The sequence below is a fragment of the Verrucomicrobiota bacterium genome, from assembly GCA_019247695.1.
In the GTDB taxonomy this organism is placed as follows: domain Bacteria; phylum Verrucomicrobiota; class Verrucomicrobiia; order Chthoniobacterales; family JAFAMB01; genus JAFBAP01.
In genome coordinates, this window is sequence record JAFBAP010000113.1 from 1 (window position 1) to 11,984 (window position 11,984).

An 11,984-nucleotide genomic window follows, 5' to 3' on the forward strand; every position below is an offset into this window, starting at 1 on the left:
CTGATTGAATCCGTCGGTGTCACGCCAAAGCGGCGGCACGCAAAGCAGGCACCAGAGCGACGGCAGGAGCAACACGATTTGCCAGAGCCAGGCGCGGGACCTTATGGAGAATGCCACAAATGAGGAGAAGTGTCGGGTAACGGGTAACGGGTAATGGGTGGCGGCCACGAGCTTGGGGGAGAGCCGCCCATGTCAAGCTTAGCATTTAGTCTTCCCGCCGTGGCTCTCCGTGTTCGCCGTGTGAACTCTGTCGTTGTGCCCGCCAAACCCGCTGCGGCCGCCGTGTGACCTCAATCGGTGTCAATCTGTGTCAATCTGTGTAATCTGTGGACGTTTCCTCTTTTCTGCGTTCTTCTGCGTGTTCTGCGGATGATTCTGTCTTTCCGCCGTGGTCGCCGTGGCTCGCCGTGTTCGCCGTGTGAACTCTTACGTTGTGCCCGCCCGATCGCCGTGGCCGCTGTATTATCACCATTGCTTGGGCGGCTTTGTCCACGTGCCGTCGATGACCACGCTCGTCAGGCCGGTGCGGGAATTGCTCTGGATCAACTGCGCGATGCGCTTCAGCTCGAGGCGAACGCACCCGTGGGACGCCGAATATTTCGGGGCTGAGGGGTAGTAATGCAGGGCGATGCCCCGGGCGCGCACGAACCAGGTGACGTAGGTTGCCCGCGCATCACTGTTCAGGTGGTCTGCAAATCCTGAAACCGTGAAGGTCCCTTTTGGCGTGCATTTGCTCCCGGAGCGCCTGCTGGTACCCGTATCGTCGCAGTTAAGGCCTTTTAACCCGGCGCCCGGTGAACTGCGAAAAGGTCCGGTCTCCTGCGCTTCGGCCTGCGGCCCTGCCCACGTCAGCGTGACCGAATGATCCGGGTCATTAAGCCGAACGGAAATCTGTTTGATGTAAGTATTCGGAAAATCGCTGTTGCGCAGGGGAGGCAACGCTTCGGCGGCAACCGCCGGCGCGAACCTCGTAACCCTCGATTTTTTCGCCTTGCCGGCAGGGGTAGCCGGCGGCTTGGCGCGGTCCTGCGCCTCGAGCTTCCTGGCTTCCGCCATGCGTTCCTTGAGCGAAGGTTCTGCCGGGCTCGCGGCTGGTTGCGCCGGACCTTTGGCCGATCGGGACGGCGCTGATTTTTTCGCTGCCGGTTTCGCGTTTGTTTTGGCGGCGCCATCCGGCTCAGCACGGTCGCCGGTGTCAGCTGAGGTGGCTTTTTTCATTCCACCCGCGAGGTTGCACTCCGGCTGCTCGAAGGGCAAGACGCTAAACGCCCTTCCGGCGGGTTAAGCGGGAACCCGGCTTTACTCCACTCAAGCTCCATGGACGGCACCCGGCCGGCAGCCGGTGTTGACCGAAGGAACGCTGCCTTTTCTCATGCCGCCCGCAACGTTGCAGCACCCCCGGGGAGTCAATCTTTCCAGGTTGATCTCCCGATCAGTTGTGCAATTAGTGTTCAGATGAACATGATCAAGCCCCGAACCCGCGTCCGGACCGAAAAAACAAAAAACCTGGTTTTTTAGCTGAAAGTTCCATTTTTCGCCACAAAAAACTGGTATTTTTTCGTTTTCGGGGCATCTTGCAGTCCCGTTTTGCACGGGCATTGCCGGGTAAAAAACTTCTCCGTTTTGGGCGCTGCCCACAGACCAGCTTCAATGCAAATTTGTAAAGGTGCTGACGCCTTAAGACAGACGAGTGGCCCGGGCGAGACGATCGTGTCCGGCCCTTCCTCAATCTGATTTCCATAAAACCCGGCGTTCCGCTGGAGCGGCATGATCGATTTGCCAATCGATACGATATCTGAGCAAATGGTAATTACTTTTGCATATCAGCGGGCGCTCCCGTTGCAGGGAGCGGCGCCCTCCGCCCCTGGCTCGGGAACCCTTTCCATCGGCTCCCGGCACGGATCCGCCACGAACGTTTTAAACCGTGCCCTGAATTCGTCCGCCACCTCTGCGGAAGAGCCATTCCGCCGGTTTTCAGCGATTCGGCCTGAAGCGTAAAAAAAAGCCCGGCCGATCACCTCGCCGGGCCGGTCACAACGATGCAAATGGACAAAATCCGGGCAAAAAGTTTCGCATCATATCGCTTTTTCTCGATTTATCATTTGCTATTTAACCATGCATGAGTGATAATTAGGCCTTGAGCCGCTGAAGCCGAAATGGCGACTAAAATTTCATCGAACGTGGTCTGAAGTGCCGGTTGTCATTCGTCGATACACGAGATGAAGCCGCCCCGTTTTTCACGCCGGTTCTCATCCCCAGTAAAAACAAAGATTTGCCAGTGATCGCGGCGCTGGAGTGATCCCCCCCTTGAACATAACCGGTTGGCCTGCCGCACAGCCCAACCACCCGATCAAATGAGCACCAGTAAAAATAAGAAATCGTCGCCTGAGCGCCCCGAAACCGGCTTTAACGCCGACAACTCGGATCCGGCCCTCGCCCACGAGGCGTCCAGTAACCCTGAAGGCGCCGAGCTGGCGCCCGTTCCTGTTGCGGTGGAGACCGTTTCGTCGAAGGAATTGCTGATTCAGGCAATCGCCATCGACACCCTGGTTGAACGCGTGAACCTGATCAAGGAGGCCATGAAACGCTGCATGGTTGAGGGGCAGCATCACGGCACGATTCCCGGCACCAGGAAGCCGTCCCTCTGGAAACCCGGTGCGGAGCTGATCTGCACCCTTTTTCAGCTGGGAACCCGGTACCCGAAGCAATCGATGCTCATCGAACGTGAGAACGGCCATTTCCTGTTCACCTTGACCTGTGAACTGTTCCATATCCCGACGGGCCGCGTCGTCGGCGAGGGAGTGGGAGCCGCCTCGACGATGGAGTACCGTTTCCGGGTCCAGACGGAAGACCGTTACACCGATCACGGCCAGCCGATTAAAGCCAAGTACACACCGTACGACTTCTATAACACGGTCCTTAAGATCGCCAAGAAGCGCGCGATGGTCGACGCGGTTTTAACGGCCTCCGGAGCAAGCGAAATCTTCACGCAGGACACGGAAGATAACCCGGAACTTTTCCGGGAGACCGAGCTCGATCATGGCCGGCAGGCGTTGGCGCGTCCCGCGCGGGCGTCGTCGGCGCCGGCAACACCGGCGTCCCAGACTCCGCCGCCGGTACGCGCGCCTCAGACTCAGACTGTTACCGGCGTGGTGGAACGGGCCTGGCCGAATGATTACCAGGGCAAACGGTATTACTTCGCCAAGGTGAACGGGCAGCAGCTCCAAACCACGGACCAGAACCTTGGAGAGGAACTTCTGCACGCGACCGGCCAGGAAATCCGCGCGGTCGTCGAGCCGTCGCCGAAGCCGGGCAAGTTTTACGTCAAGAGCTTCGACTACGCGGAGGAGAAAGGCACGGAGAACCAAGTCGAGCGGGAACTCATCACGGATGAGGTGGTCGCCTGAGGGCGGCCACACCCGGATGCCGTATGCCCAACCCCAACCTCAAGCCTAAAAAGGGAAAGCGGCTGCGTGATCAGGGGTTTCGACCGTCCAACTTTCCCCGGCTTGAGCAGTGCATCCATTTTGTGGAACGGGACGCCGCGGCGAGCGATGAAGCGAACCGCGGTCAGCAGCTCCACAGGTGGCTTGAACAGGTCCTGAACGACGAGCTGGATCCCGGCGAAATTCCGGATGCGGAAGCGCGCGAAACCGTGCTTTGGGGGTTGAATGAGATCGCCCGGCGCGGCATCGTGGTTCACGGGGTCGAGGAAGGCGTGGAGATCGCCGGTCCGGATGGAGCCATCCTGACGGCCGGCGTGGTCGACGCCTGGGGTCGTACCGGGACCGAGCTCTGGGGCATCGATTTCAAGACGGGCGATCAGCGCGACTATTCCGCACAGTTTGCCGCCTATGGCCGCGCCCTGATGTCAAAAGCCGGTGAAGGCCGTTGCGTGTGGCTGGAAATCTACCTCGACCTGCGGGTCGCCAACGAGTACAACATTCCGTCCGTTGAGGCCGAAGACCGCGTCGTGCAACTGCACCGGCGTTTTCTCGCTAAACGCCGCGAAGAACCTGTGGCGAACATTTATTGCGACTGGTGCGGTGCGCGCGCCCATTGCCCGGTCTGGCTGAATGATGCTTCAAGGGCGATGGCCGCCTCCCCTTCGGAACCTGTAGCCCCGCAAGAACAGCCGGTCGACCGCCTCGTTTATGAAATCGAGCGGCTGAAGCAGGACCCGGTCAAGCTTGGCCAGTTCTATACGGCCTACCGCCGGCTGGAAAAACTCGTCGAAGACGAATGGCGGCTCAAGGAGGCCATTTTTGATTACCTGGAGCGAGGCGAAGCGGTGCCCGGCTTCCGGCTCCAGCGCAGTCCGGTGCAGGAGACCGTCGAGGTTGAACAGGTGCTCCTGAAATGCGCGGTGCCGATGGGCACCATACGCGCTCGCGAATTTTTGTCGGTCAGCATCCCCAGGTTGCGGCAGGAATGGGCCAGGTGGTCCCGGGAACCCCTTCCGGTGGAGATCAAACAAAGCCCGGTCACATTTCACGTCCGTTCAGAAACCCCGAAAGGCTCCGGCCGGGCAGCCGCAGCGCGGGCAGAGCGGACACGCCGTCACACGGCGGGAAGCCAGAATCATCTGCAGAACACGCAGAAGAACGCAGAAAAGGGAAAACATCCACAGATTACACAGATTGACACAGATTAAGGGCACACGGCGGCAACTATAACGTTGGCACTCGCACCCACCCCCCCATGCTGCCGCTCCGAACTCTTTCCCCTCCTCCCTCTTCCCGCCGTGGTCGCCGTGTTCCGCCGCGGCGCCGTGTGATTCTCCTCCGCTGTGCCCGCCGTGTTCGCCGTGTGAACTCTTACGCTGTGCCCGCCGTGTGACCGAACTCCGAACTCTCTCCTCTTCCCGCCGTGGTCGCCGTGTTCGCCGTGTGACCGTGTGAACTCTTACGCCGTGCCCGCCAACCCCGCTGTGCCCGCCGTGTGACCGTGTGAACTCTTACGTTGTGCCCGCCAACCCCGCTGTGCCCGCCGTGTGACCGTGTGATTCTTTACTCCGTGCTCGCGGTGTGACTAGAGTGTAGGCTCCATGGCTGACCCCTTTGTTCACCTGCATCTGCACACCGAATATTCACTCCTGGACGGCGCGATCCGCATCCCGGATTTGATGAAAAAGGCGGTCGAACTCGGGATGCCGGCCGTCGCCCTCACTGATCATGGCAACATGTTCGGTGCCGTGGAATTTTATCAGGCAGCCACCAAGGCGGGGATCAAGCCCATCATCGGTTGCGAAGTCTACATGGCGCCGGGATCCATGACCGACAGGAGCGCCACTTCGGCCCGCGACGCCGCCTACCATTTCACCTTGCTCGCGAAGGACGCCGACGGGTACCGGAACCTGGTCAAGCTGGTCTCCATGGCGCACCTGGACGGCCACCATTACAAGCCGCGGATCGACAAGGACGCCCTGTCGCGCTACAGCGCCGGGCTCATCGGCATGAGTGCCTGTCTGAAAGGCGAAATCAACGTCGCCATCGTCCAGGGAGACCTCAGAAAAGCCGAAAACGTCGCGGGAGAATTCAGTGACATCTTCGGGCCGGAAAACTTTTTCCTCGAACTTCACGATCACGGCATCGAAGCGCAGCAGACCTGCAATCGGGCCCTGGTCACGCTCTCGAGAAAACTCGGTCTTGGCCTGGTTGCGGCCAACGATGTGCACTTCCTCGAGAAAAGCCATCACGAAGCCCACGACGTCATGATCTGCATCGGCACCGGCGCGATGGTGCACGACGAGCGCCGGATGCATTACTCGACGGAGGTGTATTTCAAGTCGCGCGAGGAAATGGCGGCGCTCTTCGGTGAGATTCCCGAAGCGCTGGGCAACACTTTGCGGATTTCCGAAGCGTGCAACGTCAAACTCGACTTCGGCGTTTCCAAGTACCCTGCCTACCCGCCTCCGGAGGGCAGGACGCGGGAAGAATACCTGCGCGCGCTTTGTTTTGACGGTCTGCGCAAACGTTACGGCGAACGCGCCGAGAACGACGAAGACCTGCGCAAACGCCTCGAATACGAGCTGTCGATCCTGGCGAAGACCGGATTTACCAGCTATTTTCTCATCGTCTGGGATTTTATTCACTTCGCCAAGGAAAACGGCATTCCGGTCGGGCCCGGGCGAGGTTCCGCGGCCGGTTCGCTGGTCGCCTACGCGTTGGAGATCACGGACCTGGACCCGTTGCGGTTCGGCCTCATCTTCGAACGTTTTCTCAATCCCGAACGGGTCAGTCCCCCGGACATCGACGTTGACTTCTGCCAGAACCGGCGCAGCGAGGTCATCGAGTACGTCCGCCAAAAATACGGTACCCGGGCCGTCTCCCAGATCATTACCTTCGGCACCCTTGGCGCCAAAAGCGTGACTCGAGACGTGGGACGCGTCATGGGCCTGAGCTACGGGGATGCCGACCGGATCGCAAAAATGATTCCCAATGAACTCGGGATGACCCTCAAAGGCGCTTACGAGAAAAATCCGGAGTTGAAGCAGGCCATCGCCAATGAACCGGCCACGGAACAACTCTGGAGCTATGCGACCGTGCTGGAAGGCCTCACCCGCAACACCGGCATTCACGCAGCCGGCGTGGTGATCGGGGATCGCCCCCTTGACGAATACATCCCCCTCTGTCGCGGCAACGACGATGAGGTCATTACTCAGTACGCCATGGGCCCGCTCACGGACCTCGGCATGCTGAAAATGGATTTTCTGGGCCTGAAAACCCTGACCGTGATCCAGGACACGGTCAACCTGATCCGGCAAAGCCAACCCGAGTTTTCCCTGGACGCCATTCCCCTGGAGGATGAAGCCACTTTTCAAATTCTTAACCGCGGTGAAACCATCGGCGTGTTCCAACTTGAATCCGGCGGGATGGTGAGCCTGTGCAAGCAGTTCGACGTCAACAGCATCGACGACATCATTGCGCTCATCGCCTTGTACCGGCCGGGGCCGATGGAACTCATCCCCGATTACATCAAGCGTAAAAGAGGGCTGACCAAGATCAAGTATGAGCACTCGTTGCTCCGGGACGTCTGTGCCGACACCTACGGCATCATGATTTACCAGGAGCAGGTGCAGCGGGCCGCCAACGTCCTGGCCGGCTATTCGCTCGGGCAGGCAGACCTTCTTCGCCGCGCGATGGGCAAGAAGGACAAGGAGAAGATGGCCAAGGAACGGGTCAACTTCATCGAAGGCTGCAAACGGGTGAACGGCATCGAAGAAAAAAAGGCCAACGCCATCTTCGACCTGCTCGAGAAATTTGCGGGGTACGGCTTCAACAAAAGCCATAGCGCTGCCTACGGGCTGATCAGTTACCGGACCGCGTACCTCAAAGCCAATTACCCGGTTGAGTTCATGGCGGGCCTCCTCAGTAACGAGGTCAATAACACGGATAAGATCGCCGTGTTCGTCGCCGAGTGCCAGCGGCTCGGCATCCGGATCCTGCCGCCCGACGTGAACCGGAGCCAGCTGAAGTTCGTGCCGGAATCAACCGCGGAACAACGCGGGATCAGGTATGGCCTCGCCGCGATCAAGAACATCGGAGAAGGAGCCATGGAATCGGCGATCCGCGAGCGGACCAGGAACGGCGATTTCAAATCCGTCGAGGATTATTGCGCGCGCCTGGATTCGCGATCGGTCAACCGCAAGATTTTGGAAAATCTGATCCGGGCCGGCGCATTCGATTTTGCCGGCCAGGACCGCGCCGAGCTCTTTGCGCGGATTGATCAGGCCCTCGCGGCGGGTGCGTCCCTGCAGAGAGATAAGGCGAGCGGACAGGTGTCACTCTTCGGCGACTTCGAGCTTGCGCCGTCGCCGAAGGTAACCCGGGAGGTGGTCACCTATAGCCCCTGGACCCTCGCCGAGAAACTCAGTTACGAAAAGGAACTGCTCGGCTTTTACGTGACCGGCCATCCGCTCGATGCATACCGCGACCTGGTCACGGGCGGCAAATACGTCGCCATCAACGACCTTCCCAATCACGAGGACAAGAGCAGCGTGCAGGTCGCAGGCACGATCTCGGCCGTCGAGAAAAAATTTACCAAGAAAGAGGGCAAACCGTTCGCCATCGTTTGCCTCGAGGATTTCAGCGGTCAGGTCGAAGTGATGGTCTGGGGCGAGACTTACGCCAAGGCCGCCCGGCACATCGAGAAAGGCATGATCGTGGCCGTTTCCGCGAAGCTCGACCGGCGGGAGGAAAACGCCCGGCTCGTGGCGAATGACGTCGGCCCAATCACCCGCGGCCAGCAGGTCGCAGCGTTGACCATCGACATCCCGTACGAGAAGGCCAATGAAGCCCGCCTGATGGAACTGCGGCGCTTGATCCAGCAATTTCCCGGCACCCAACCGCTCTTCCTCAGGATTCGCCGCCTGGACGGCCAGGAGCTTCGCCTCAAAGCCGATGCGGGGTTCGCGGTTCGCGACGATGCGTCCCTCCGTGAAAAGCTGGCGGAATTGCTGGCTTGACCTCGCCCTCTGCCCGCAGGGGTGTAACGCTGGGGCGTTGCAAAGCCCGGTTTTCCTATTATTGTCCTCATTCCCTTCTCCCTGGTTATGACCACGTTTAACCGAGAAATGAAGATCTTTTCAGGCCGGGCTCATCCTGAGCTCGCCCGGAAAATTTGCCATGCCGTGGGCGTATCGCTCGGCGATGCCACCGTCAGTTCGTTTCCGGATGGTGAGACAAGAGTCAAAATCAATGAGAATATCCGGGGACGGGACGTTTTCATCGTGCAGCCCACCTGTCCGCCGACCAATCAGAACCTGATGGAGCTGCTTATCCTGATCGACGCGTTCCGCCGGGCGAGCGCGTACCGGATTACGGCCGTCATCCCGTACTTCGGGTACGCGCGGCAGGATCGTAAAGACCAACCCCGGGTTCCGATCACGGCGAAGCTGGTGGCCAACCTTTTGCACGCAGCCGGGGCGCAGCGGATACTTACGCTGGACCTTCACGCCCAGCAGATTCAGGGATTTTTCGATATTCCCGTCGATCACCTCTACGCGGCCCCGGTCCTGATCCGGTACATCCGGCAAAAGCAACTGGAGAATCTGGCCATCGTTTCGCCCGACGTGGGTGGCCTTAAGCTCGCTTCGGCGTACGCCGAGGCGTTGGGTGCGACGCTGGCCATCGTTGGGAAACGCCGGAAAAGCCCCACCGAGACTGAGGCGATGCACGTCATCGGCGATGTCCAGGATAAGAACGTGGTCATGGTTGATGACCTCACGGAAACGGCGGGAACGCTGACCAGCGCGGCGGCCATGCTGAAGAAGCATGGCGCAAAAGATATTTATGCGGGTGTGTCGCACGCGGTGTTGACCGGCATCGCGCACGAGCGCCTGAAGAACTCCCAAATTGTTGAACTCATCACCACCGACAGCACCCCGGTTCAGGTCTCCGATCAATACCGGATCACGGTGCTGTCGATCGCTGAACTGCTGGGAGAAGGGATCCAGCGCATCTACTCGAACGAGTCGGTCAGCTCGCTTTTCAGAATCAACGCTAGCTAGTTAGGGATCAGGATCATCATCACATCATGGCGCAACAAGTAAGATTAACCGTGCAGAAGCGCACCGAGATCGGTCGCAATGCGGTCAAGAAGGTTAAGGCGGCCGGTTTTGTACCGGGCATTTTGTACGGGCCCAGGCAGGAACCGGTTCCCCTGAAACTAAGCAGCCGCGAGCTGAAATCCGCTCTGGCCCACGCCGCCAGCGAGAACATTCTCGTCGAACTGGATTTCCAGGACGGCCAGGGGGAGGGTCCCGCGCTCGCGCTTATTCAGGAAGTGCAGCATCACCCGATTAAACGCGAATTGGTCCACGTCGATTTCCAGGCGGTTTCGGCCACCGAGAAGGTCACGGCCGAAGTGCCGATCGAAGCGGTCGGCGAACCGGTGGGCGTGAAAACCCGGGGCGGCCTGCTTGAGCACACCCTGCGCAGTCTCGAAGTCGAATGTTTACCGAGAGATTTGCCCGCCAGCGTCCGCGTGGACGTTTCCGGCCTCGACATCGGGAGTTCGTTGCACGTCCGGGAGTTGCCTCTGCCGGCCGGCGTAACGGCCGTAACGGATGGGGACCTCACCGTCTTTTCCGTCCTCGAGTCGCGCGTGGAACAAGAGGGCGCTGGTGCCGCCGCTGCGGAAGCGCCTACCGCTCCCGAAGTCATTACCGCCAAGAAGGAAGACGAACCCAAAGAAGGGGCTGGCTCCTAAGGCTGCATGGCCGGGGTGCGACTGGTGGCGGGACTCGGCAATCCGGGACGCGAGTACGATCATACCCGGCATAACGCCGGGTTCATGGTCCTGGATCACCTGGCGCAGCGTCATGGCCTGACCTATTCGTATTCCTCCGGTTGGTCATGCCAATGGTGCCGCTGGGACGACGCGCTGCTCGTCAAACCCCTTACCTACATGAACCGGAGCGGCGATGGTTTAAGCGCGGTCAGCCGGTTTTACAAGGTTGCGTCCGAAGAAATGCTGGTCGTGGTTGACGACGTGGCCCTCCCGTTGGGAAGGCTCCGCCTGCGCGCAGGCGGCAGCGACGGCGGCCACAACGGCTTGCGCTCGATCATCGCGCATTTCGGGGAAAATTTCGCCCGGCTGCGCATCGGGGTGGGCGCGGCCACCAGCGCCGATCAGTTGGTGGACCACGTCCTGGGCCGTTTCCGGCGTGAGGAGCAGGATCAGGTCGCCCGAGCCGTGACGCGGGCAGCCGACGCTGTGGAACACACCTGCACCCATGGGATTACCGCAGCGATGAATGTATTTAACCGAGCAGAAGATAATTGATTACACCATGAAAAAGCGTTATGAATGTCTGATGGCGCTCGACACGCGCGGGCAGGAAGACAGCGTAAAGGATATCGTTGACCGTTTGGAGGGCGAATTCACGAAGGAAGGCGCTCAAGTCGAACAAGTCCAGAAGATGGATAAACGGGCCCTGAGCTATGCGCCCCGCCACCTCGATTCGGCCTATTACGTCAACTTTGTGTTTACCGCCGACTCCGGCCTCGTCATCAAACTGCAGAACAAGTTTAAGCTCGATCCAATCGTATTCCTGCAGCATTATCAGACGCTGCCGGTAAAAGCCCAGAAAACCCCTGCTGAATAGTTAGAATCACTCGTTATGGCCGCCTACTTCAATCGTGTCCTGCTCATGGGGAACCTTACCCGTGACCCCGAAGTTCGTTACACTCCGAAAGGAACGGCCGTGACCGACATCAGTATCGCCATCAACCGCGTGATCGGGGGCGGCGAGGAAGGCGAGCGCCGTGAAGAAGTCACCTTCGTGGACGTCACTCTCTGGGGACGGCAGGCTGAGGTTGCCCAGCAATACCTGACCAAAGGACGGGGCGTCTTCATTGAAGGCCGGCTGCAACTGGATACCTGGGACGACAAGCAGACCGGCCAAAAGCGTTCCAAGCTCAAGGTCGTCGGCGAGAATATGCAAATGCTTCCGGGACGCGGCGCCAATGTACCCGGTGAGGGAGAACAGGGGGATCATCCTGCCGGCGGTGGTAACCCGCCGTCGGCCCCGGCCCGGCGGAGCAGCCCGGCACCGCGCCCGCAACCGGCCCGGGATCCGGACCTCGACGCCGAGCCTGATGACATTCCGTTCTGAAAACGGCAAGCCGGCGGCGCCGCGGGCCTGCGTGCAGCTGGACGGCGGCACAGCACTGAAGAAAAGCAAAACCGATCAGGCCGGCCGGGTCTGGGGCGATTCAGCCGGCTCGCAGAGGAATTCGCTGGCCAGGTAGTCCTCGGCGTGCGTCAGGTCAAACTGGTCAATGAGGTAATAGCGGCTGCGGAAGCCCTCCCGCTTTTCGCCCACCAGCAATGGGTCCAGCAGCACCGAGGCCGGCACCGGCAACAGCGCGCTTTGCCAGCGCTGCTGCTGATCGACCACCAGGTACAAGCGTTCAAACTGCCCCCGCGCCCGCAGCGCCTTGGCCCGGGTGGCCGCCGGCAGCAGCCCTTCAAAGCTG

General features: G+C 60.0%; 10 protein-coding genes. 8 read left to right on the forward strand and 2 right to left on the reverse strand.

Features of this window, described 5'->3' with window-relative positions:
* Positions 1–465 precede the first annotated feature (465 nt).
* Complete coding sequence (locus JO015_13305) at positions 466–1,218, reverse strand: L,D-transpeptidase family protein (protein ID MBW0000072.1); 753 nt, start codon at positions 1,216–1,218, stop codon at positions 466–468.
* Positions 1,219–2,354: 1,136 nt separating this feature from the next.
* Here JO015_13305 and JO015_13310 point away from each other — a divergent pair.
* From JO015_13310 to ssb, 8 genes are all read left to right on the forward strand, one after another.
* Positions 2,355–3,407 (forward strand): hypothetical protein, encoded by a 1,053-nt coding sequence (locus JO015_13310; GenBank protein MBW0000073.1) that lies wholly within the window; start codon positions 2,355–2,357, stop codon positions 3,405–3,407.
* A 23-nt stretch (positions 3,408–3,430) separates the two neighbouring features.
* On the forward strand, positions 3,431–4,654 hold the full coding sequence (locus JO015_13315) for a hypothetical protein (GenBank protein MBW0000074.1): 1,224 nt from the start codon (positions 3,431–3,433) through the stop codon (positions 4,652–4,654).
* Between the two features lie 393 nt (positions 4,655–5,047).
* The gene (gene dnaE / locus JO015_13320) at positions 5,048–8,467 is read left to right on the forward strand and encodes a DNA polymerase III subunit alpha (protein MBW0000075.1); all 3,420 of its coding nucleotides are present in this window, start codon (positions 5,048–5,050) and stop codon (positions 8,465–8,467) included.
* A gap of 108 nt (positions 8,468–8,575) precedes the next feature.
* Positions 8,576–9,511, forward strand: coding sequence for a ribose-phosphate pyrophosphokinase (locus tag JO015_13325; protein ID MBW0000076.1), 936 nt, complete (start codon positions 8,576–8,578; stop codon positions 9,509–9,511).
* Between the two features lie 26 nt (positions 9,512–9,537).
* Positions 9,538–10,212, forward strand: a complete 675-nt coding sequence (locus JO015_13330) for a 50S ribosomal protein L25 (protein MBW0000077.1) — start codon at positions 9,538–9,540, stop codon at positions 10,210–10,212.
* A gap of 6 nt (positions 10,213–10,218) precedes the next feature.
* Positions 10,219–10,788 carry an aminoacyl-tRNA hydrolase gene (locus tag JO015_13335; GenBank protein ID MBW0000078.1) on the forward strand — a complete coding sequence of 190 codons (570 nt, stop codon included), beginning with the start codon at positions 10,219–10,221 and terminating at the stop codon, positions 10,786–10,788.
* A 7-nt stretch (positions 10,789–10,795) separates the two neighbouring features.
* Entirely contained in the window at positions 10,796–11,110 is a 315-nt protein-coding gene (locus tag JO015_13340; GenBank protein MBW0000079.1) for a 30S ribosomal protein S6, read from the forward strand.
* Between the two features lie 15 nt (positions 11,111–11,125).
* Positions 11,126–11,620: a single-stranded DNA-binding protein gene (ssb, locus tag JO015_13345; protein ID MBW0000080.1), complete on the forward strand. Its 495-nt coding sequence runs from the start codon at positions 11,126–11,128 to the stop codon at positions 11,618–11,620.
* Positions 11,621–11,695: 75 nt separating this feature from the next.
* Here the strand turns inward: ssb and JO015_13350 are convergent.
* Positions 11,696–11,984, reverse strand: a 289-nt coding sequence (locus JO015_13350; GenBank protein MBW0000081.1) for a hypothetical protein, incomplete at its 5' end; no start/stop codon positions are given.

Coding starts and splice junctions, on each gene's coding strand:
- JO015_13310 (MBW0000073.1), top strand. CDS start 2,355: ATGAGCACCAGTAAAAATAAGAAATCGTCGCCTGAGCGCCCCGAAACC.
- JO015_13305 (MBW0000072.1), bottom strand. CDS start 1,218: ATGAAAAAAGCCACCTCAGCTGACACCGGCGACCGTGCTGAGCCGGAT.
- ssb (MBW0000080.1), top strand. CDS start 11,126: ATGGCCGCCTACTTCAATCGTGTCCTGCTCATGGGGAACCTTACCCGT.
- JO015_13340 (MBW0000079.1), top strand. CDS start 10,796: ATGAAAAAGCGTTATGAATGTCTGATGGCGCTCGACACGCGCGGGCAG.
- JO015_13330 (MBW0000077.1), top strand. CDS start 9,538: ATGGCGCAACAAGTAAGATTAACCGTGCAGAAGCGCACCGAGATCGGT.
- JO015_13315 (MBW0000074.1), top strand. CDS start 3,431: ATGCCCAACCCCAACCTCAAGCCTAAAAAGGGAAAGCGGCTGCGTGAT.
- dnaE (MBW0000075.1), top strand. CDS start 5,048: ATGGCTGACCCCTTTGTTCACCTGCATCTGCACACCGAATATTCACTC.
- JO015_13325 (MBW0000076.1), top strand. CDS start 8,576: ATGAAGATCTTTTCAGGCCGGGCTCATCCTGAGCTCGCCCGGAAAATT.
- JO015_13335 (MBW0000078.1), top strand. CDS start 10,219: ATGGCCGGGGTGCGACTGGTGGCGGGACTCGGCAATCCGGGACGCGAG.